This is a genomic window from Thermoanaerobacter kivui, from assembly GCF_000763575.1.
Lineage (GTDB): Bacteria > Bacillota > Thermoanaerobacteria > Thermoanaerobacterales > Thermoanaerobacteraceae > Thermoanaerobacter > Thermoanaerobacter kivui.
In genome coordinates, this window is record NZ_CP009170.1 from 555,019 (window position 1) to 577,903 (window position 22,885).

A 22,885-nucleotide genomic window follows, 5' to 3' on the forward strand; every position below is an offset into this window, starting at 1 on the left:
TTTAATGGGGATTAAGCGTGAAGTAATTTTGATTTTGGATTTTGGAGGCCAGTATACCCAACTCATTGCGAGAAGAATAAGAGAAGCAAATGTCTTTTGCGAGATTGTTCCTTACAATATTTCTCCAGAGGAGGTACGAAAAAAAGAGCCAAAGGGAATTGTGCTTTCTGGAGGACCTGCCAGTGTATATGCAAAAAATGCTCCTAAATGTGATAAAGAAATTTTTGAATTGGGTTATCCTGTGTTAGGTATATGTTATGGTGCACAACTTATGACAGAGCTTTTAGGTGGAAAAGTTGCGCCAGCACCTGTGAAGGAATATGGCAAGACAGAAATTGTCTTAAATAATACTATTCCTTTGTTTAAAGGGATAGAAAGAGACACTGTTGTTTGGATGAGCCATACTGACCACATAGAACTTCCTCCTCCAGATTTTAAGGTAGTAGCCTCTACTGACAACTGTCCTATTGCAGCAATTGCGAATGTAGAAAAGAAATTGTATGCGGTTCAATTCCATCCTGAAGTTTCACACACTCATAGAGGAACAGAGATTATAAGAAATTTCCTTTTTGAAGTATGTGATTGCGCGGCAGATTGGACAATGGAGTCTTTAATTGAGCAGACAGTAAAGGAAATAAAAGCGAAAGTAGGAAAACACAAAGCTGTATGTGCCCTGTCTGGCGGTGTAGATTCTTCAGTTGCTGCTGTTTTAGTGGATAGAGCCATTCACGACCAATTGGTATGCATTTTTGTTGATACAGGGCTTTTAAGGAAAAACGAAGGATATATGGTTATTGAAACCTTTAGAAAAAATTATGACATGAACATAATCCGGGTAGATGCAAAGGATAGATTTTTGTCACGACTTAAGGGAGTTACAGATCCAGAAGAAAAGAGAAAAATTATTGGTAATGTTTTTATAGATGTTTTTAAAGAAGAGGCCTTAAAAATAGGAGATGTGAAATTTTTGGTGCAAGGTACTTTGTATCCTGATGTAATAGAAAGTGGCAATGGCGTGTCTTCTACTATTAAAAGCCATCACAATGTTGGAGGTCTGCCTGAAGATATAGGTTTTGAACTTATTGAACCTTTGAGGATGCTTTTTAAAGATGAAGTAAGGCAAGTAGGAAAAGAATTAGGAATTCCTGAGGAGATATTATATAGACAGCCCTTCCCTGGACCAGGATTAGCAGTTCGAATCCTTGGTGAAGTTACAGAAGAGAAGTTAGAAATTTTGAGACAAGCTGACAGTATAGTTTTAAGGGAAATGAAAAAGTTTGGCTGGTACAATAAAGTATGGCAATCTTTCGCGATTTTGCCTGGCATAAAAAGTGTTGGAGTCATGGGGGATGAAAGGACTTACGCCTATGCCATAATTTTGAGGGTAGTAGATAGCTACGACGGAATGACAGCGGATTGGACAAAGCTTCCTTATGAAATTTTGGAGAGCATATCTACAAGCATTACTAATGAAGTGCCAGGAGTAAACAGAGTGCTTTACGATATTACTTCAAAACCACCAGCTACCATAGAATGGGAGTAAAAACCGAACATTAATTTAGTTTTTTATAAAAAAATTCGCAAATGAGGTTGACTAATATTAAAAAAGTTGATAAGATATAAGTGGGACAATTGAATAAAAAGCACTCATATAATCTCGAGAATATGGCTCGAGAGTCTCTACCGAACAACCGTAAATTGTTCGACTATGAGTGAAAGTGTACCTAGGGTTCCAGCCTAGTTTATAGGTGTTTGGACCGAGCGGTACAGGTATATGGGTTTTCATATACTACACCTAAGGGATAAAAGCCCGGGAGGATAGGTTTCACTCTATTCCTGCCGGGCATATTTTTTTCTTAAAATTGAAAAAGGAGGATAATTGATGAAAAACAAGTCAAATATGCAGAACGGACTAATTGAAAGATTATTTAAATTAAGAGAGAGAAACACAGATTTTAAGACAGAAGTTTTGGCAGGTACTACTACTTTTATCACTTTAGCTTATATAATATTTGTAAACCCACAGATTTTAAGCGAAGCCGGAATTCCAAAAGAGGCTGCAATTGCTGCTACTATATGGTCTTCGGCAATTGCTACGACTCTTATGGCTCTTCTAGCAAATTATCCTATTGCTGTTGCGCCGGGCATGGGGTTAAATGCTTTTTTTACCTATACAGTAGTTAAGCAGTTTGGACTGCATTGGACTGTAGCGCTAGGAGCCGTGTTTTTTTCAGGAGTAGTCTTTTTAGTTCTCACTGTCACTAAGATAAGAAGCTGGATAATAGAAGCTGTTCCTCCTTCACTAAGGTCAGCTATTCCTGTAGGAATAGGACTTTTCATAGCATTTATAGGACTTATAAATGCAGGGATAGTTGTAAAATCTGATGCTACTTTGGTAGCTTTTGGGCATATTTTAAAGCCCGAGACTCTCCTTTCTATTTTTGGACTTATACTGGCAGCTGTTCTGATATCTAGAGGTGTCAGAGGAGCTCTCATAATATCAATTCTAGCTACCACTGTGGTATCTATGATATTTGGCGTTTCACCTCTTCCTAAAGGGATAGGCGATGTGATAAGCCTTCACATACCGAGTCTTGCTCCCACATTTGGTAAACTTGATATTATAGGAGCTTTTCATTATGGACTTTTAAACATAATTTTTACTTTCACAATAGTTGAACTTTTTGACAACATGGGAACTTTGATGGGGCTTCTTAAGAAAGCAGGGTTGCTAGGAGAGAAAGATGAATCTCCAGCTTTAGGAAGGGCTTTTATCTCTGACTCTGTTGGGACGATGATTTCGCCAGTTTTAGGGACATGTACTGTGACTTCTTACATTGAAAGTGCTGCGGGCATTGCAGAAGGAGGAAAAACTGGATTGACAGGCATTACAGTAGCAGTGTTTTTCTTGTTGGCACTTTTCATAGCTCCTTTGGTAGGGCTAGTTCCAGCATTTGCTACAGCGCCAGCTTTAATAATAGTTGGAGCTTTGATGATGACGGAGATAGTACACATAAACTTTGAAGATTTTACAGAAGTTTTTCCTGCTTTTATTACTATAATAGGAATGCCTTTGACTTACAGCATTGCCACAGGATTGGGTTTGGGATTTATTTCTTATACATTGGTTAAATTATTATCGGGCAGAGCTAAAGAGATACATTGGATGATGTATGTAATTGCTGTTGCTTTTACAATAAATTTTGTTTTGAGATAAGAGGGGTTTTCCCCTCTTTTATAAAAATTTAAAACAGATAGGAGGTTTTTATTGAAAATGCCTAAAGTTGCAATAGTAATTGGAAGTAAATCTGATTTTCCTGTGATTGAAAGATGCACAAAAATTCTTGAAGAATTTGAAATTTCCTATGATGTTAAAGTACTGTCTGCTCACAGAACTCCTTTTGAAACGCAAGAGTTTGCTGTAAATGCCGATAAGTATTATGACATAATTATTGCGGCAGCAGGAAAAGCAGCTCATTTACCTGGGGTTATCGCTTCCTATACCTTACTTCCAGTTATTGGTCTTCCCATACAATCTTCTACCTTAGATGGACTTGATTCCCTTTTGTCAATTGTGCAAATGCCAAAAGGCGTGCCTGTTGCAACAGTAGCTATAGATGGGGCAGAAAATGCGGCGCTTCTGGCTTGTCATATCCTTTCGTTAAAATATCCTTACTTAAAAGAAATGCTTATGGACTATAGAAATCAAATGGCAGAAGAAGTGTTAAACAATTAAAAAGAAAAGGAGGGTAAAAATGAAAAAGACAGAATTGCTTTATGAAGGAAAGGCAAAGAAGGTTTATAAAACAGAGGATGAAAATTTTTACATCATTGAGTACAAAGACGATGCAACAGCTTTTAATGGTCTTAAAAGAGGTACAATACATCAGAAAGGCGTTTTGAACAATAAAATTTCGGCAATATTATTTGCACTTTTAGAGAGAAATAACATACCTACTCACTATGTAAAAAAATTGAGTGACAGAGAAATGCTAGTAAAAAAAGTAGAAATCTTGCCTTTAGAAGTCCTTGTAAGAAATTATGCTGCAGGAAGCCTTTCTAAAAGACTGGGGATTGAAGAAGGTAAAAAATTAAAAACAACTGTGTTAGAATTTTGTTATAAGAGCGATGAATTGGGCGATCCAATGATTAATGAATATCATATAGAAGCGATGGACCTTGCGACAAAGGAAGAAGTTGAAACAATAAAAAAGATGTCACTAAAAATTAACGACATTCTTTCAGAATATTTTTTATCTAAAGACATAATTCTTGTCGATTTTAAATTAGAATTTGGCAGATGTAGAGAAGGAGTTATTTTAGCTGATGAGATTTCACCTGATACTTGTAGATTATGGGATAAAAATACAATGGAAAAACTTGATAAAGATAGATTTAGAAGAGACTTAGGAAATGTAGAAGAAGCTTATATTGAAATTTTAAAGAGACTTGGAGGTATATGAAGTGGTGGTTGCAAAAGTTTATATAACACTTAAGAAAGGAATACTCGATCCCCAAGGAAAAGCAGTAAAAGGTGCGTTGCATTCAATGGGATATGAGGGTGTCAAGGATGTGAGGGTTGGAAAATATATTGAATTAACTTTTGAGGATGGTGATTTATCCCTCCTAGAGCAAAAAGTCGATGAGATGTGCAAAAAGATACTGACAAACCCCATCATAGAAGATTACACCTTTGAAATTGGGGAGGGATAAGGATGAAATTTGCTGTTGTAGTTTTTCCAGGGTCCAATTGCGATGTGGACTGCTATTATGCGGTTAAATATGGTCTTAATCAAGAAGTAGAATACGTGTGGCATCAAGAGAAAGACTTGAGCAAATACGATGTTATAATGCTTCCAGGCGGATTTTCATACGGAGACTATTTGAGGGCAGGAGCTATTGCGAGGTTTTCTCCTATTATGGAAGCTGTCAAAGAAGCCGCGGAAAAAGGAAAATATGTAATAGGTATATGCAACGGATTTCAAATACTTACTGAAGCAGGACTGCTTCCAGGGACATTGAGAAAAAATGAGGGACTGAAATTCATTTGTAAGACAGTGAGTATAATAGTGGAAAATGACAAAACTCCTTTTACTACAAGGCTTAAAAAAGGACAAGAGATAAGTCTTCCCATTGCTCATGGAGAAGGCAATTATTATGTAGACGGTCAAACACTGGAAGATATGAAGAAAAACGATCAAATTGTATTTAGGTACAAAGAAAATGTCAACGGTTCAGTTGAGAGAATAGCAGGGGTTATAAATAAGGAAGGCAATGTGTTAGGTATGATGCCACATCCAGAAAGAGCGTATGAACCTTTGCTCGGCAACACCGATGGTCTTTATATTTTAGGGTCCATAGTGGATAATTTTATAAAAGGCGGGGTTAATTGATGGAAAAGATATGGAGAAAACTTGGTCTTACTGACGAAGAATATGACAAAATAGTATCCATTTTAAAAAGAGAACCTAATATAACTGAGCTAGGAATGTACAGTGTTATGTGGTCAGAACACTGCGCATATAAAAATTCTAAGCCCATGCTAAAATATCTTCCTACAAAGGGAGAAAGAGTAATACAAGGGCCAGGGGAAAACGCTGGAGTATTAGATATTGGGGACAATTTAGCCGTTGTAATGAAGATAGAAAGCCACAATCATCCCTCCGCTATTGAACCTTATCAAGGAGCAGCGACAGGGGTGGGAGGAATAATAAGAGACATATTTACGATGGGAGCAAGGCCAATAGCTCTTTTAGACTCATTAAGATTTGGACTACCCGATGATAAAAGAACTAAATACATTATAGAAAATGTAGTTGCTGGCATAGCAGGGTATGGAAACTGCATAGGAATTCCGACGGTTGGTGGAGATACTTACTTTGACGATGCGTATAAAGGAAATCCCTTAGTAAACGCGATGTGTGTAGGAATAGTAGAAAAAGATAAAATAAAAAAAGGCGTGGCAAAAGGTATAGGAAATTCTGTAATGGTAGTCGGTGCAACTACCGGAAGGGATGGCATTGGAGGAGCAAGTTTTGCATCCCAAGAATTAAGTGAAGAGTCTGAAGAAAAGAGACCTTCTGTGCAAGTGGGAGACCCATTCATGGAAAAACTACTTCTGGAAGCTTGTCTTGAACTTTTTGAGACAGATGCAGTAGTTGCAATACAAGATATGGGAGCAGCAGGACTTACCTCTTCTTCTTGTGAGATGGCTTCTCGCGGCGGAGTTGGCATGGAACTTGACCTTGACAAGGTGCCTTTAAGAGAAGAAGGAATGACGCCCTATGAAATAATGCTTTCGGAATCTCAAGAGAGGATGTTGGTAGTAGTACAAAAGGGAAGAGAAGAAGAGGTACAAAAGGTATTCAAAAAGTGGGGATTAAATGCGGCTACAATAGGGAAAATCACTGATGATGGAATGCTTAGGGTTATCAAAGGAGGTAAAGTTGTTGCAGAAGTTCCTGTAAAATCTTTGACAGAAGATGCGCCACAGTATGTTAGAGAAGCAGAAGTGCCTGCATGGAAGGAAGAAGTTAACAAATTTAGTATTGACGAAATTAAATGCCCTGAGGATATGAATAAAACCTTGAAAGATGTCATTTCTTCTTTCAACATTACAAATAAAGAGTGGATATACAGTCAATACGATTATATGGTAAGAACAGACACAGTAATAGGACCGGGTATGGATGCAGCTGTTGTGAGAATAAAAGGAACTAAAAAGGCTATTGCTTTGACAACTGATTGCAATGGAAGGTATTGTTATTTAGATCCTTACAATGGGTCGCAAATTGCCGTTGCAGAAGCAGCGAGAAATCTCTGTATGGTTGGGGCGAAACCAATTGGTGTCACAGATTGTTTGAACTTTGGAAATCCTGAAAAGAAGGAAATTTATTGGCAATTTAAAAATTCTATATTTGGCATAGCGAAAGCTTGCGAAACGCTTGGAATTCCTGTAGTAAGCGGCAATGTAAGTTTTTATAATGAAAGTGAAGGAAGTGCTATTTATCCTACACCAGTGATAGGAATGGCAGGGCTTATAGAGGATGTGTCAAAAATTTGCACAATGGACTTCAAAGAAGAAAACGACCTTATCATAGTATTAGGTGAAAACAAAGGTGAAATTGGAGGAAGTGAATATCTAAAGGTCTACTTTGGGATAACAAGAGGACAAGTACCCCAAATAGATTTAGACAAAGAAAAAAGATTACAAGTTTTGGTATTAAAGCTTATAGAGGAAAAATTGATAAAGTCTTCTCACGACATTTCAGAAGGTGGTTTTGCAGTTGCATTAGTAGAAAGTGCGATTTTGGGCAAAAAAGGTGCTAAAATATCATTAGAAACTACTTTTAGGGAAGATGTAGAATTGTTTTCTGAATCTCAATCAAGGGCAATAGTCACTGCGAACAACAGCAATTTAGAAAGAATTCTTGACCTTGCTCACAAATATCAAGTTCCAGCTAAAGTGGTAGGGCATGTGACAGCGAAAGATATTGTAATTGATGTAAACAGAAAGAGAGTAATAGACATTCCTTTAGAAGTCCTAGAGGAAAGCTGGAGAGGGAGAATAAAATGGGAAATGGAGGCAAATTAAAAGAAGAGTGTGGAGTTTTTGGTGCATATAGCTTGACTACTTCTGTGCATTCTTACATTTACTATGGCTTACAAGCTTTACAACACAGGGGGCAGGAAAGTGCAGGTATAGCTGTTTACAACGGTGAAAATGTTCAGTGTGTTAAGGGATTAGGACTTGCTATAGAGGTTTTTAATAAAGAAAATTTAAAGATATTAGAAGGGAAAATGGGTATAGGCCATGTAAGGTATTCTACAACAGGAAGCAATGACATTGTAAATGCACAGCCCCTTGTGGCAAATTTTAAAAATGAGTACATGGCTCTTGCCCACAATGGCAATTTGATAAATGCTGAGGAATTGCGAAATGACCTTGAAAATGATGGTAGAATATTTCAGACGACGACGGACAGCGAAATAATACTCCATTTAATTGCCAAGAACTATCAAAAAGGGTTGATAGAAGCTCTCAAAGAGACTATAAAGCAAATAAGAGGTTCTTATGCTTTAGTGATTTTGACTGACAATAAGTTGATAGGGATAAGGGATGTTAACGGTATAAGGCCTCTTTGTATCGGCAAAAAAGATGACACTTATTTCCTATCTTCTGAGTCTTGTGCTCTTGATGTGATAGGAGCTGAGCTAATACGGGATGTTGAAGCAGGGGAGATAGTCATCATCGACAAAAGTGGGTTAAATTCTGTTAAATTAGAGACAAATAAAAAGAGAATGCCCTGTGTTTTTGAGTATATCTATTTTGCCAGACCAGATAGCGTTATAGATGGCAAAAGCGTTTATTTTACGCGATTTGAGATGGGCAAAAGATTGGCAATGGAAGCACCTGTAGAAGCAGACCTTGTGGTGCCTGTGCCGGATTCGGGGATTGCGGCAGCAAGAGGTTATTCAATACAATCGGGTATACCTATGGGAGAAGGACTTATCAAAAACAAGTACATTGGCAGGACTTTTATAGCGCCCGACCAAAAAGACAGGGAGACAGGAGTTAGGGTAAAATTAAATGTGTTAAAGGAATTGGTAAGAGGGAAAAGGATAGTTTTGATTGACGATTCAATAGTGAGGGGTACTACGATGAAAAGATTAGTTAATTTATTAAAAGTTGGAGGAGCAAAAGAAGTACACGTGCGAATAAGCTCGCCTCCTGTTAAATATTCCTGTTATTTTGGAATTGACACCCCTACAAAAAAAGAGCTAATAGGAGCCAGAATGACAGTTGAAGAAATGTGCAGATTGATAGGAGCTGATAGCCTTCAATTTTTAAGCATTGAAGGCCTTAAAAAAAGTGTAGGATTAGATTCTATTTGTGCAGGATGTTTTGATGGAGTATATCCTATGTATGTGCCAAAAGAAGGAAGTAAATATCTCTTTGAGAAGAAATAACACTTTTGCGATACATTTTATGCATAAAAGCATAGACTCACTTCTGTCATTCTGAGCCGAAACCTTGAGCATAAGCGAAGGGGTACCGAAGGACCTCGAAGAATCTCAGACCCGAAAGAAATGCCATAAAATATTAAAAAGTAGGTGTGTAATTATGAAATATAAAGACGCTGGGGTAAATATAGATGAGGGCAATAGGCTGGTGGAAATGATAAAGCCTATAGCAAAGCAAACTATGACAGACAATGTTTTAGAAGGCGTAGGAGGCTTTGCAGGGCTTGTTGAAATAAAAAATTACAAAAATCCTGTACTTGTATCCAGTACTGATGGTGTTGGGACCAAACTTAAGATAGCTTTTATGATGGACAAGCATGATACAATAGGCATAGACCTTGTGGCTATGTGTGTAAATGATATTATTGTAACAGGCGCAAAGCCTATTTTTTTCCTTGACTATTTTGCAACGGGAAAGTTAAAAAGTGAAGTGGCAGTTGAGGTAATTAAGGGGATCGCAGAAGGTTGTAAAATGGCTGGATGTGCTTTAATAGGGGGTGAAACAGCAGAGCTTCCGGGCTTTTACAAGGAAGGAGAATACGACCTTGCTGGTTTTGCGGTAGGTGTTGCGGAAAAAGAAGGGTTAATTGACCCAAATCGCATGTGTGAAGGTGATGTGATATTAGGACTTCCTTCTTCTGGCATTCACAGTAATGGCTATTCTTTAGTTAGAAAAATCTTTTTTGAGGAAAACAATCTTTCTGTTAAGGACTTTATACCTGAACTTGACATGAAATTAGGAGAAGTGCTTTTAACTCCCACAAAAATATATGTCAGGTCAATAGAGGCATTAAAGGGGTTAAAAATTAAAGGAATAGCCCATATTACAGGTGGAGGTTTTATTGACAACATCCCAAGGATTGTAAAGAAGGGGTTGTCTGCAAAAATAGATAAAGGTACATGGGAAATACCGCCTATATTTAAACTAATTCAAAAAATGGGCAAAGTTGAAGAAAGAGAAATGTTTAGAACATTTAACATGGGCATTGGCATGATAGTTATAGTAAGCCCTGAAGAAGTAGATGAAGCAATAAATAGATTAGGTCAAATAGGGGATAAAGTGTATGTCATAGGTGAAATACAAAAGGGTGAAGGCGGTGTAGTTTTATGAACCTTGTAGTAATGGCATCAGGAAATGGGAGTGATTTACAGTCAATAATTGATGCCATTGAGGAAGGTTATATTAAAGCCACTGTATGTGCTGTGATAAGTGACAAAAAAGAGGCATACGCTCTTGAAAGAGCAAAAAAACACGGAATTGCTGCTTATTGCCTTCCTAAAAAGGAATTAAAAGAGAGATTTCAACAAGAATTGTTAAAACTTCTTGAAAAAATAAACCCCGATGGAATAATACTTGCTGGCTGTATAACAATTCTCGACGAAAAAATCGTGCAAAAGTTTCCTAATAGAATAATAAACATACATCCCTCCCTCATTCCCGCCTTTTGTGGGGAAGGCTTTTATGGAATGAAAGTACATAAAGCGGTGTACGAATACGGAGTAAAATACACAGGCTGCACGGTTCACTTTGTGGACAGTGGTGCTGATACAGGACCTATTATCCTTCAGGAAGTTGTGAAAGTCGATGAAGAGGATACGCCAGAGACCATTGCCAAAAAAGTGCTTGAAGTAGAACACAAAGTTTTACCTTATGCAGTCAAGCTTTTTACAGAAGGAAAGCTCATAGTAGAAGGAAGGAAAGTGCGCATAAAAGGATAGACTTTCAAGAGAGTAAAAAAGAAAAAACAGGAGGTAGTTTTATGGCAAAAAGAGCATTAATCAGTGTCTCAAAAAAAGAAGGGATAGTGGACTTAGCTAAGAAGCTCAATGAACTGGGCTATGAGATAATATCAACAGGTGGGACTTATAACCTTCTTAAAGAAAATGGCGTAAATGTAGTAAAAGTATCAGACATAACAGGATTTCCCGAAATTATGGATGGAAGGGTAAAGACACTTCATCCGAAAATCCACGCAGGGCTTCTTGCTGTAAGAGATAATGAAGAACACATGAAAGCCCTTAAAGAGCATGGTATTGAGCCTATCGATATCGTCGTAATAAACCTCTATCCCTTTAAAGAGACTATTCTTAAAGAAAATGTTGCTTTAGAAGAGGCTATAGAAAACATAGATATTGGCGGTCCTTCAATGATAAGAGCTGCTGCTAAAAACTACAAGTATGTGACTATTCTTGTTGACCCAAAAGACTATGATATGGTTATAAGGGAAATAAAAGAGAACGGTAATACTAAAGAAGAGACAAGGTTTTATCTTGCGGCAAAAGCCTTTGGACATACAGCACTTTATGATTCTTTAATATACAATTACTTAATAGAAAAGACTGGTGTAGAGTTCCCAGAGGTTATGACATTTGCTTATGAAAAAGCCCAAGACATGAGATATGGCGAAAACCCTCACCAAAAAGCGGCTTTCTATAAGAATCATTTAAAAGCTTATGGTATTGCAGAATGTGAACAATTGCATGGCAAAGAGCTTTCTTTTAACAATATAAACGATGCTAATGCGGCGATAGAACTTTTAAGAGAGTTTGAAGAGCCTGCAGTGGTTGCTATAAAGCACACAAATCCTTGTGGAGTAGCTGTTGCAGATGACATATACAATGCTTACTTAAAAGCCTATGAATGTGACCCTGTATCCATATTTGGAGGTATTGTGGCATTAAATAGGACTGTAGATGTTAAAACAGCTGAAAAATTGATAAAGATATTCCTTGAAATTGTAATTGCCCCTGACTTTGAATCTGAGGCTTTAGAGATTTTAAAGAAAAAGAAAAACTTGAGAATATTGAAACTTAAAGAAGGATACGTGAGAGAATATGATTTAAAGAAAGTAGAAGGCGGACTTTTAGTACAAGAAAAAGATGAAGTAGACTTAGAAGAGGATAATTTAAAAGTAGTTACCAAAAAAGCACCCTCTCCAAAAGAAATGGAAGATTTGAGGTTTGCATGGAAAGTAGTAAAGCACGTAAAATCTAATGCAATTGTACTTGCAAAAGATGGCGCAACTGTAGGTATTGGCGTTGGACAAGTCAACAGAATATGCTCGACAGAACAAGCAATAAGACAAGCTGGTGAAAAAGCAAAAGGAAGTGTTCTTTCATCAGATGCCTTTTTCCCATTCCCAGATGTTGTGGAAGCAGCTGTAAAAGGCGGCATAACTGCTATAATTCAGCCAGGTGGCTCACAAAACGATGCTTCATCAATTGAAGCTGCGGATAAGGGCGGCATATCTATGATATTCACAGGTATAAGGCATTTTAAACATTGATGAGGAGGAATGTACATGAAAGTTTTAGTGATAGGCGGAGGAGGGAGAGAACACGCTATTGTCCACAAACTTTCAAAGAGCCCTAAGGTGGACAAAATTTACTGCGCTCCCGGAAATGCTGGAATAGCTGCCCTTGCGGAATGCGTCGATATAAAAGCTGGCGATGTTGAAAAACTTAAAGAATTTACTCTTCAAAATAACATTGACCTAACAGTTGTAGGTCCTGAAATGCCTTTAGTACAGGGAATTGTGGATGAGTTTGAAAAAGAGGGGCTTAAAATCTTTGGACCTAAAAAAGATGCTGCAGCGATTGAAGGAAGCAAATACTTTACCAAACAATTGCTTCATAAATACAATATTCCTACTGGAAGATTTAAAGCTTTTGAAAAATATCAGGATGCACTGAAATTTTTAAAAGAAACGTGGCATCCCGTTGTGATGAAAGCAGACGGGCTTGCACAGGGCAAAGGGGTGTTCATTGTAGAAAACTTCATAGAGGCAAAGGAAGTTCTTGACCTCATGATGAAGAAAAAAATATTTGGAACGGCAGGAGATACTGTCATCATAGAGGAAATGCTGTTTGGGAAAGAAGCATCTGTATTTGCTTTTACAGACGGTAAGGCTATTGTACCTATGGTTTCGGCTATGGATTACAAAAAGATTTACGAAGAAGACAAAGGGCCTAATACTGGTGGTATGGGCAGCATTGCACCAAATCCCTATTTTGACGACAAACTCTTAAAAGAAGTGATGGACAAAATATTGAAGCCAGTGATAAACGCACTACAAAAAGAAGGCATTGTATATAAAGGAGTGTTGTATGCAGGGTTAATGCTTACAAAAGAGGGTCCTAAAGTCCTTGAGTTTAATGCGAGATTTGGAGATCCTGAAACACAAGTTGTATTGCCTCTTTTAAAAACAGACCTTGTTGATATAATTGAAGCTATAATAGAGGAAAAACTTGATAAAATCCACATAGAGTGGGAAAATAAAGAAGCTGTATGCGTGGTTGCGGCATCTCATGGTTATCCAAGGGAATATCAAACAGGTTTTGAAATAACAGGGTTAGAAGATGTAAAGGGAGCTTTTGTATATCACGCAGGGACAGCTTTAAAAGAAGGGAAAATTGTAACGGCAGGAGGAAGAGTACTCGCTGTTACAGCAATTGGAGATTCATATAAAGAGGCGAGAGACAAAGTATATGAGGAACTTAAAAAAATAAATTTCAAAGGCATGTATTACAGGAAAGATATTGCTATAGTATAAGCCAGTCAAAGACTGGCTTTTAAATTTATACAAAGTCACATTAAAAAGGTCTCCGCTTTTATGCGTAAAGTGTATTGCGGAAGTATCTTAGTGTGTCTCCTCTGCACAAAATGAGCCATAGACACGACTTAGTGAGCCTGTGTTTTTAGACGTTGACTGTGAAACAGGTGCAAAAAAATGTGATATAATAGATATCATGAGTGCGTAAAGTCCATAATATAATAAGTAGGACTTAAATTCTTAATTGGGATGTGGTGAAATGGACTCAAGACCTATTGGGGTATTTGACTCAGGAGTGGGAGGACTGACAGTACTTAAAAGGCTTGTTGAGGTTTTGCCAGGAGAAGATTATATCTATTTTGGAGATACCAAAAGAGTGCCTTATGGTGACAGAAGCAGTAAAGAGATAAAGAAATTTGCAGAGCAAATCATAAATTTCATGAAAGAAAAAAAGGTAAAAGCTGTGGTAATAGCGTGTAATACCACTTGTGCTACTATAAATAAAGAAGATTACGATGTCATTCTCTTTGACGTTCTTCAAGCAGGTGCCCAAAGTGCGGCAGTGTTTACAGTAAACAAAAAAGTAGGAGTTATTGGAACTACAAGGACGGTTGAAAGTAAAAGCTATGAAAAAAACATAAAAAACATTGATAAAAATATTGAGGTTTACCAAGTTGCATGTCCGGATTTTGTTCCAATTATTGAAAAAGGTCTTTCCAATTCTCCTGTAGCCTACCAAGCCGCAAATAAGTATTTGGTAAGCCTCAAAGATAAAAATATAGATACACTTGTTTTGGGGTGTACTCATTATCCTTTGATGGCGGAGGTTATCGAAGAAATCATGGGAGAAAATGTGAAACTCGTTGACCCAGCGATTAAGTTGGCTTATGATGTAAAAGACTATTTGATTCAACAAAACTTATTAAATCCACAAGAAAAAGGGAGTATTCAATTTTTTGTAAGCGGTGATAAAGATAATTTCATAAAAACAGCAGAGCTGATATTGGGCGAAAAAGTTGACAATATTTATGTTGTGAATATAGAAAAATACTAAAAGTTGGGTGAGATTATGGTGGATATATTATCAGAGGTGAAAAAAATTGAAAAAGAAGTGATAGATTTAAGGCGGAAAATACACATGTACCCCGAATTGGGATTTGAAGAGACAAAAACTTCTGAACTTGTTTATGACTATTTAAAAAGTTTAGGAATTGAAGTGAAAAGAATGGCTAAAACTGGTGTTGTAGGTACCCTTAAAGGCGACGGCAGCAAGACGATAGCCATAAGGGCAGATATGGACGCACTTCCAATTCAAGAAGAAAATGATATAGAATACGCCTCTCAAATTCCAGGTAAGATGCATGCCTGTGGCCACGATGTTCATACAGCAGTTCTTTTTGGCACTGCTAAGATTTTGGCAAGTTTAAAGGACAATTTAAAGGGGAATGTTAAATTTATATTTCAGCCGGCAGAAGAAACAACTGGTGGAGCACTTCCAATGATTGAAGAAGGGGTTTTAGAGGACCCTAAAGTGGATGCTATTATAGGACTACATGTGGACCCTGAACTTCAGGTGGGACAAATAGGAATAACCTATGGAAAAGCTTATGCTTCATCAGATATGTTTGACATAATAGTAAAAGGCAAAAGCAGTCATGGAGCAGAGCCGCATAAATCAGTAGATTCGATAGTAATTGCTGCAAATATTGTAAATATGCTACAAACAATAGTTAGTAGAAATGCAAATCCTTTAAGCCCCATCGTACTTACTATAGGGACAATTGAGGGAGGACATGCGAGAAATATAATCGCTAATAAAGTTAGGATGTCAGGGATTATAAGGATGATGGAAGAGGATAAAAGAGACGAAGTTGTTGAAATGGCGGAAAAAATTTGTCAAAATGTAGCTAAAGCCATGGGAGGAGAAGTGGAGTTTAAAAGAATAAAAGGATATCCATGCCTTGTCAATCACAAAGAAATGACAGACCTTGTAAAAAAAGCTGCTTCTTCCGTATTAGGTTACCATAATGTGGTAGAAGTTGCACCTACAATGGGGGTAGAAGATTTTGCCTATTTTTTAGAAAGAGTGCCAGGGTGTTTTTATAAGCTTGGCTGTGGAAACAAAGAAAAAGGAATAGATAAGCCTATACACAACAACCAATTTAATGTAGATGAAGATTGCATTAAAATAGGTGTTGCTGTTAATGTGGCTACAGTGCTAAATTATCTAAGTGATTAAAAATTTTTTTAAGGAATTACAAATTATTTGGAAAAATTCATTGCACGTTGTTTATAAATATACTTTGTAAAACTGCAGAAAAAGTTTACTGCAGTTTTATTTATTTATAACCATTAATAATGTTGCAAAATTGCAGGAAATCCTTCATAAGAAAAATTTTCTTAAATAAATCTTGACATTTTTCTTCAATTGTTGCATAATATTTATCGTGAGCAAGTGATGAGGGATATTATTCATAATAATGCTCTTCACCTTGCTGATGGCGATTAGATGTGCAGAGGAAGCCGCTTATAATTATAAATTTTAAACCATAGATTGTGTACTTAACAAAAATTTCTCCCCCTAATCCCCCTTTAACGCCGGCTTAATGCCGTTTTTTTTATATTTGAGATAGTGTGTTAAAATAAATATAAAGTCAATACATTAGGAGGAAAGATAAAAATGGATATTAAAGTTGAAAGCTTTAAACTGGATCACAGAACTGTAAAGGCGCCATATGTGAGAAAAGCAGAGCAACTGGTGGGGCCAAAAGGAGACATTATAACGAAATATGATGTGAGGCTTATCCAACCTAACACTGATGCCATTCCAACAGGGGGCATGCATACGTTAGAACATTTATTTGCGACCTATTTTAGGGAATATTATGATGACATTATTGATATATCGCCAATGGGATGTAGAACAGGATTTTACTTAATAAAATTTGGAGATACTCCTTTAGAGGAATTGAAAGAGACTTTGAAAAAAGTCTTGCAAAAGGTCATAGAAACCAAAGAAGAGGAAGTACCAGCAGTAAACGAAATTCAGTGTGGCAATTATAAAGACCATTCCCTTTTTACTGCAAAGGAATACGCAAAGCAGGTGCTTTTAAAGCTTGAATGACTTTTTCATATATTAAAAGCACCGTGAATAAACTATTGTGAGGTGTCGTTTATGCACAATAGGTCTTTTATTCGCGGTGCTTTTATATTAACTGTTGCCAATATCATAGATAGAGGTATTGGTTTTGTTTTTAGAATAATTTTATCAAACATATTAGGGCCAGAGGGCACTGGAATATATCAATTGGTCCTTCCTATATACTTTGTGTCTATAACTTTTTTGACCTCCGGCATAATGGCTGTAACTTCTCGCTTTGTTTCAGAAGAAAGAGCAAAAGGAAACAAAAAAAATATGTTTAAAATTTTAAAAATTACTTTTTTGATAGTATTGATAATTGCTTTTACTATTTCTTCGTTGCTATTTTTTAATACTAAGTACGTAGCTGAAAAGTTACTTCACGAACCAAGAGCACTTTTATCAATTCTCATTTTTGCACCGGTGCTTATCATTGTTGCTTCTTCATCAGTGTTTAAGGGATTTTTTCAAGGAGTTATAAATATGATACCTGCTTCAGTTTCAGAAATTGTTGAACAAATAGTACGGGTATCAACAACTTTATATTTAATACAGCTTTTTACAGGAGCTAAACTTGAATATTTAGTAGCGATAGCTATATTTGGCATATCTGTAGGTGAAATTGTCAGTTTTCTTATGTACATACTTTTTTACAAAAGGGAAGTAAAAATTATAAACAAAGAAATGCCTTATGATGGAAAGGAATGGGATACTTTTTCTATAGTAAAAACGATAGTGGTTACTTCCATACCTATAACTTTTTCAAAATTAATTGTAAATGTGTTGGATTTAGCGGAATCTTTAATAATTCCTTCAAGACTTGTTGTCTCAGGTCTCACTCACAGTGAAGCGATGTCTGAATTTGGCAAAATGTTAGGTATGGCAGTGCCTCTTGCATACATGCCAGCAGTTATAACTTCAAGTCTTTCCACTACTGTACTTCCTGCAGTTTCTGAAGCAGCTGCTCTAAAAAAGTGGGATACAGTAAGACTTAGGATTAACCAAGCAATTGGCTATACTACTTTAGTAGCTTTTCCTGCTATAATTTTATTTTTAGCTCTTCCTGAGCAAATTTCTCAGCTTTTGTATCCTTCTTCCCCAGGAGTAGGGGCTTTTGTGAGAGTGATTTCCATGGGAAGTATTTTCGCCTTTCTAGAAGCAGTAGTAGCGAGTATTCTCCATGGATTAGGAAAACAAACTGTAGTTTTAAAGAATTCCATAATATGGCTAGGAGTCTGTATTATAGGTATGTATTACTTGACCGCTATGCCACAACTTAGACTTTTTGGATATATATACAGCTTTATATTTGCCGATGCTCTTATTTTAATGCTAAATATGTTTGAGCTCATAAAAATGACAGGATTAAGAATAGACTATTTAAATTGGCTTATAAAACCGATAACAGCATCAATAATTATGGGAATAATTGTTATAATTATCCACAGTAAATTGTTGACAGTTAATGTTAATATGTGGATAAATATTTTTTTATCAATTTTTATAGGAATTCCTGCCTATTTACTGCTTTGCTCTGCGCTGAAACTACCTTATCTTGAGGATTTAAGAAAAATAATTTTGTTGAAAAATTAACAATTATAGTATATAATAAAAATAAAACTAAGCCCAAGGGGATTTTCCTGAGGGCGAGGGAGGAGATAAAGTATGATAAAAGAAAAAGCGGATTTTATTGATGATGAAAAGATAAGACAGGATTTGGAAAAGGCTAAAAAAGCGACAAGTAAAGATGCATTAGAAATTATAGAGAAAGCTAAAAAACTAAAAGGCATTACTCCTGAAGAAGCAGCGGTACTTTTAAATGTAGAAGATGAGGGTTTGCTCAATGAGATGTTTAAAGTAGCAAGGTATATAAAAGAAGAAATATATGGAAATAGGATTGTAATATTTGCTCCCCTTTATGTAAGTAACTACTGTTTAAACAACTGTAGATATTGTGGTTACAGACATTCTAATGAGCAGGAAAGAAAAAAGCTTACAATGGAAGAAGTGAGAAGAGAAGTTGAGATTTTGGAAGAGATGGGACATAAGAGATTAGCAGTTGAAGCTGGAGAAGACCCTGTAAATTGCCCTATAGATTATATTATCGATGTAATAAAGACGATATACGATACAAAACTTAAAAACGGAAGTATTAGAAGAGTAAATGTCAATATAGCGGCGACTACTGTAGAAAATTATAAAAAACTTAAAAAAGAAGGAATAGGGACTTATATTTTATTCCAAGAAACTTACCATAGGCCCACTTATGAATACATGCATCCACAGGGACCAAAACACGATTACGACTATCATTTGACTGCTATGGACAGGGCTATGGAGGCAGGTATTGACGACGTAGGATTAGGGGTTTTGTATGGGCTTTATGATTACAAATACGAAACTGTTGCAATGCTTTATCATGCGAACCATTTAGAGGAGAAATTTGGAGTTGGGCCACATACTATTTCAGTACCGCGACTTAGACCAGCTCTTAACACTTCCATAGATAAATTTCCATATATTGTATCAGATAAAGACTTTAAAAAATTAGTAGCAGTCATAAGAATGGCAGTGCCCTATACTGGAATGATTTTGTCTACAAGAGAAAAGCCTAAATTTAGAGAAGAAGTAATAAGCATTGGCATTTCTCAGATTAGTGCAGGTTCTTGTACAGGAGTAGGTGGATATCATGAAGAGATATCCAAAAAATGTGGTTCAAAGCCACAATTTGAGGTAGAAGATAAAAGAAGCCCTAATGAAATTTTAAGGACTTTGTGTGAACAAGGGTATCTTCCAAGTTATTGTACTGCTTGCTACAGAATGGGACGTACAGGAGACAGGTTTATGACCTTTGCGAAATCAGGGCAAATACACAACTTCTGTCTACCTAATGCGATACTAACCTTCAAAGAGTTTTTGATTGATTACGGGGATGAAAAAACTAAGGAAATTGGAGAAAAAGCTGTAGCGGTAAATTTAGAGAAAATTCCATCAATAACTGTAAGGGAAGAGACAAAGAGAAGACTAGAAAGAATAGAAAATGGAGAAAGAGATCTTTTCTTTTAATATGCAAAATGCCAATAAAATAAAACTTATCAACAAACTTTCGTAAAGGAGATATTTTGCATAAGGAGCGACTTGTTACAAAGCGGTAACAAAACTTAGCAAGACCGAGGGTGGAGGCAGGGCCGAAGCCAAGGATGGCGGAGGCGGGCACCTTAAGGCATGGATGCCACCTGACGTAGGTACCCTGCCGGAACCTGAAGGTCGAGCTTTAGTTTTGTCGCTTTGGAACATCGGAGCGACGATGTAAAATATCTCCTTTGTATATTTTTACAATTAAAAATATGACACAATGCTAATGCCAGATGATTTACATCTTTTCCTTGTTAATTTAGCGATTAGGTGTATAATATAGACGTGAAAAGAGATACTATTATTAAATTAATGTCACAGAAAAGTGATGATGTAAAATGAATAAATTGAGAGGGCGCCAACTGCAAATTTTAAGAAAAATACTGTCCTCTTCAAATACAAGAATGGAAGACATTATGAAAGAATTTGATGTAAGCAAAAGGACAGTATACAGAGAAATTGCTTCTATAAATGAATTTGTTAAAAATTACAATTCAAAAATTGTAAATAAGACTGATGGGTTGGTTATAGAAGGCAATGTTGCTGATATTGAGAAGCTAAAGCTGGATATAGTAGGATATCCTTCAGAGTTTGAAACAGAAGAGAGAAGAAAAATGATATTGTCAGAGCTTTTGCAGCTAAATGAGCCTGTTAAATTAGAGTATTTCAGCAAAAAATTTGGCGTCACCACTTCTACAATAAGTTATGACCTTAAAGAATTAGAAAAGTGGATTGAAAAACAAGGATTAACTTTAATAACAAAGCCAGGTTATGGCGTTTATATATCGGGAAGCGAAAACTCTTTTAGAAGAGCTATAGCTAACTTTTTGTATGAGAATTTTGATACTGCAGATTTGATTGATTTCTTAAAAACAGGATATCTCGCAAAAAACAATATTGAAAAAAACTTAGATTTGAGGCTTTTAAACTTAATTGACTACGATACTGTCTTGAAAATAGAAAAGGCAATTTTAAAATTAAAATTGCAAATTGACTATGAAATTGTAGAGAGTTCTTATTTAGGCCTTGTCGTTCACCTTGCCTTAGCTATAAAAAGGCTTCAAAATGGTGAAACTATTGAAATGGGTGAAGACAATTTACAGGAACTTAAAAAAACTAATGAATACAAATTTGCTAAAAAATTAGCTAAATATTTACAAGAAGAATTGGATATACCTATACCTGAAGATGAGATTGGCTATGTGACAATACACCTTATAGGTGCAAAGTACAGGTCAACTACTCAAAATTACAATGACAAAGACATAGAGATTATTGCCCGGGACATGATAAAAGAAGCAGAAAAAATTTTTGATGTCAGTTTTTCAGAAGATGAGTTTTTGGAAGATGGCTTAAAGAGTCATTTAGTTCCGGCGGTGTACAGATTGGAGATGGGACTTGATATAAGAAACCCTTTGTTGGAGGATATAAAAACAAAATATCCTTTGCTCTTTGAAAAAAGTAATAGAGTTTGCGATGTTTTGCGAAAAAAATTAAACATGGATATTCCAGAAGATGAAGTTGGATATATTGCTATGCATTTTGGTGCAGCTTTAGAGAGGAAAAAAGAGGCTTCCCAAAGGTACAACATAATGGTGGTATGTGCTAGTGGTATTGGAACATCAAGGATGCTGATGTCAAAACTTCAGATGTTTCCACAAATAAACATAGTAGATGTTACCTCCAGCATAAAACTAAAAGATTTAAAAGTAAGAGATGATATAGACTTAATTGTTTCTACAATACCTCTTGACATAAAAGACAAAAAAGTCGTTGTAGTAAATCCCTTGCTTTTAAAGGAAGATGTAGAAAAGCTAAAGAAGGCATTAAATACAGACTTTATTATGGAATATGGAATAAAAAAAGAAGAAGAAGGCAATTTTAAAAAAGAGGCTTTACACATAGCCAATTATGGTAAGAGAATTTTGGAGCTATGCGACACCATAACTTACATGACTGCAAAAGGTGAAAATTCTTCTCAAATAATAGAATATATTCTTAAGAATTTGATAGATGAAAATTTAATTAATGAAAATCAAAAGGAGCAAATAAAAGAAAGACTTTTAAAAAGAGAAAGCTTAGGTAAAATAGTATTACCAAACAAAGGATTTGTCATATATCATTGCACAATTGAAAATATAGATTTTCCATTAGTAGTTGTAGGAAAAGTTATAGAGGAAGTAAAAATGAAAAATCTTGTAGGAGATTATGAAAAGATAAGGACAGCTTTTTTAATGGTAGCACCAGAAGGTGATAGAGAAGGAATTGAAGTTTTGGGAGATTTAAGTATGTCTTTAATTGAAAGAGAAGATTTAGTGAATACTCTTAACGAAGCACAGTCCCAAAAGGAGGTCAAAGAAAAAATAAAAGAAGTGTTATTGAAAAAATTTTATGAAGAAATAAAAAGGATAATTACTTAGGAGATGATCAAAAATGTTTAGCATATCGAGAGTTCAAAGAAAAATATTTTATTTGCTTTTGGGGGTAGTATGGTTTTCTACAGGATTTTATGCCATGTTTCATGATAGCTTCCTTAATGGCTTAAAAATAATGGCTTTTGGAAGTGCCTTTATGTTAATAGTGTTTGCAATACAGACTTATGTCATAAAAATGATACAACTTTATGATAGTAACCTACAAAAACAACATAAAAAGCTTAAAAAGAAAAAAATGAAATAATCTTTGAAAGGAGGTGTTAAAAATGGCAATAAGAGGAGTAATACTCTGCAGCTGGGGAGCAACTTCCAGTGCACTTGCTAAAAAAGTAACAGATGAAGCTAAAAAGCAAGGATTGGATGTTGTAGTAGATGCCGGCGGTACAGGAGAGTTTAAAAAGAAGGCAGAGGAATACGATGTAGCATTATTAGAACCACAAGTAAGACATCTCAAAAAAGAAATTGAATCAATCGCTTCTAAATACAATATCCCTGTTGATATAGTCGACATGCAGGCCTTTGCTATGATGGATGGCAAAAAAATATTAAATCAAATAATTGAGCTTGCTAAAAAAAGTGGAAAAGAAGTTTAAGGAGGG

The 22,885-nt window shown here is 35.9% G+C and carries 20 protein-coding genes and 1 riboswitch; all 20 genes read left to right on the top strand.

Translation table 11 applies throughout. From position 1 onward, the window contains the following. Window positions 1–4: 4 nt before the first annotated feature. The 20 genes from guaA (at window position 5) to TKV_RS02840 (ending at window position 22,879) form a co-directional block, all read left to right on the top strand. On the top strand, window positions 5–1,543 hold the full coding sequence (guaA, locus tag TKV_RS02745) for a glutamine-hydrolyzing GMP synthase (protein WP_049684663.1): 1,539 nt from the start codon (window positions 5–7) through the stop codon (window positions 1,541–1,543). 84 nt (window positions 1,544–1,627) lie between these two features. Further along, window positions 1,628–1,729: riboswitch (purine riboswitch) on the top strand. Between the two features lie 153 nt (window positions 1,730–1,882). After that, window positions 1,883–3,217: an NCS2 family permease gene (locus tag TKV_RS02750; RefSeq protein ID WP_148307238.1), complete on the top strand. Its 1,335-nt coding sequence runs from the start codon at window positions 1,883–1,885 to the stop codon at window positions 3,215–3,217. Between the two features lie 57 nt (window positions 3,218–3,274). After that, the gene (purE, locus tag TKV_RS02755) at window positions 3,275–3,736 is read left to right on the top strand and encodes a 5-(carboxyamino)imidazole ribonucleotide mutase (RefSeq protein ID WP_049686182.1); all 462 of its coding nucleotides are present in this window, start codon (window positions 3,275–3,277) and stop codon (window positions 3,734–3,736) included. A gap of 19 nt (window positions 3,737–3,755) precedes the next feature. Continuing rightward, on the top strand, window positions 3,756–4,463 hold the full coding sequence (purC, locus tag TKV_RS02760; RefSeq protein WP_049684664.1) for a phosphoribosylaminoimidazolesuccinocarboxamide synthase: 708 nt from the start codon (window positions 3,756–3,758) through the stop codon (window positions 4,461–4,463). Between the two features lies 1 nt (window position 4,464). After that, window positions 4,465–4,713: a phosphoribosylformylglycinamidine synthase subunit PurS gene (gene purS / locus TKV_RS02765; RefSeq protein WP_049684665.1), complete on the top strand. Its 249-nt coding sequence runs from the start codon at window positions 4,465–4,467 to the stop codon at window positions 4,711–4,713. 2 nt (window positions 4,714–4,715) lie between these two features. Continuing rightward, a complete protein-coding gene (gene purQ / locus TKV_RS02770) occupies window positions 4,716–5,393 on the top strand; it encodes a phosphoribosylformylglycinamidine synthase subunit PurQ (protein ID WP_049684666.1) in 678 nt (225 codons plus the stop codon). Next, entirely contained in the window at window positions 5,393–7,594 is a 2,202-nt protein-coding gene (purL, locus tag TKV_RS02775; protein WP_049684667.1) for a phosphoribosylformylglycinamidine synthase subunit PurL, read from the top strand. The genes purQ and purL overlap by 1 nt, the downstream gene beginning before the upstream one ends. Continuing rightward, window positions 7,573–8,970 carry an amidophosphoribosyltransferase gene (gene purF, locus TKV_RS02780; RefSeq protein WP_049684668.1) on the top strand — a complete coding sequence of 466 codons (1,398 nt, stop codon included), beginning with the start codon at window positions 7,573–7,575 and terminating at the stop codon, window positions 8,968–8,970. Before purL ends, purF begins: the two co-directional genes overlap by 22 nt. Window positions 8,971–9,124: 154 nt before the next feature. Further along, a complete protein-coding gene (gene purM / locus TKV_RS02785) occupies window positions 9,125–10,135 on the top strand; it encodes a phosphoribosylformylglycinamidine cyclo-ligase (RefSeq protein ID WP_049684669.1) in 1,011 nt (336 codons plus the stop codon). Beyond that, on the top strand, window positions 10,132–10,743 hold the full coding sequence (gene purN, locus TKV_RS02790; RefSeq protein WP_049684670.1) for a phosphoribosylglycinamide formyltransferase: 612 nt from the start codon (window positions 10,132–10,134) through the stop codon (window positions 10,741–10,743). Before purM ends, purN begins: the two co-directional genes overlap by 4 nt. A gap of 41 nt (window positions 10,744–10,784) precedes the next feature. Further along, complete coding sequence (gene purH / locus TKV_RS02795; RefSeq protein ID WP_049684671.1) at window positions 10,785–12,311, top strand: bifunctional phosphoribosylaminoimidazolecarboxamide formyltransferase/IMP cyclohydrolase; 1,527 nt, start codon at window positions 10,785–10,787, stop codon at window positions 12,309–12,311. A 15-nt stretch (window positions 12,312–12,326) separates the two neighbouring features. Then, complete coding sequence (gene purD, locus TKV_RS02800; protein ID WP_049684672.1) at window positions 12,327–13,577, top strand: phosphoribosylamine--glycine ligase; 1,251 nt, start codon at window positions 12,327–12,329, stop codon at window positions 13,575–13,577. A gap of 259 nt (window positions 13,578–13,836) precedes the next feature. Then, complete coding sequence (gene murI / locus TKV_RS02805; RefSeq protein ID WP_049684673.1) at window positions 13,837–14,631, top strand: glutamate racemase; 795 nt, start codon at window positions 13,837–13,839, stop codon at window positions 14,629–14,631. An 18-nt stretch (window positions 14,632–14,649) separates the two neighbouring features. Continuing rightward, entirely contained in the window at window positions 14,650–15,816 is a 1,167-nt protein-coding gene (locus tag TKV_RS02810; RefSeq protein WP_049686183.1) for a M20 metallopeptidase family protein, read from the top strand. Between the two features lie 441 nt (window positions 15,817–16,257). Further along, complete coding sequence (locus TKV_RS02815; RefSeq protein ID WP_049684674.1) at window positions 16,258–16,701, top strand: S-ribosylhomocysteine lyase; 444 nt, start codon at window positions 16,258–16,260, stop codon at window positions 16,699–16,701. A gap of 51 nt (window positions 16,702–16,752) precedes the next feature. Next, window positions 16,753–18,309, top strand: a complete 1,557-nt coding sequence (gene spoVB, locus TKV_RS02820; RefSeq protein WP_049684675.1) for a stage V sporulation protein B — start codon at window positions 16,753–16,755, stop codon at window positions 18,307–18,309. 72 nt (window positions 18,310–18,381) lie between these two features. After that, window positions 18,382–19,782, top strand: coding sequence for a [FeFe] hydrogenase H-cluster radical SAM maturase HydG (gene hydG / locus TKV_RS02825; protein WP_049684676.1), 1,401 nt, complete (start codon window positions 18,382–18,384; stop codon window positions 19,780–19,782). Window positions 19,783–20,189: 407 nt separating this feature from the next. Beyond that, window positions 20,190–22,271, top strand: coding sequence for a BglG family transcription antiterminator (locus TKV_RS02830; protein ID WP_049684677.1), 2,082 nt, complete (start codon window positions 20,190–20,192; stop codon window positions 22,269–22,271). A gap of 13 nt (window positions 22,272–22,284) precedes the next feature. After that, the gene (locus TKV_RS02835; protein ID WP_003870492.1) at window positions 22,285–22,530 is read left to right on the top strand and encodes a hypothetical protein; all 246 of its coding nucleotides are present in this window, start codon (window positions 22,285–22,287) and stop codon (window positions 22,528–22,530) included. 22 nt (window positions 22,531–22,552) lie between these two features. Continuing rightward, window positions 22,553–22,879: a PTS sugar transporter subunit IIB gene (locus tag TKV_RS02840; RefSeq protein WP_003870491.1), complete on the top strand. Its 327-nt coding sequence runs from the start codon at window positions 22,553–22,555 to the stop codon at window positions 22,877–22,879. Window positions 22,880–22,885: the final 6 nt, after the last annotated feature.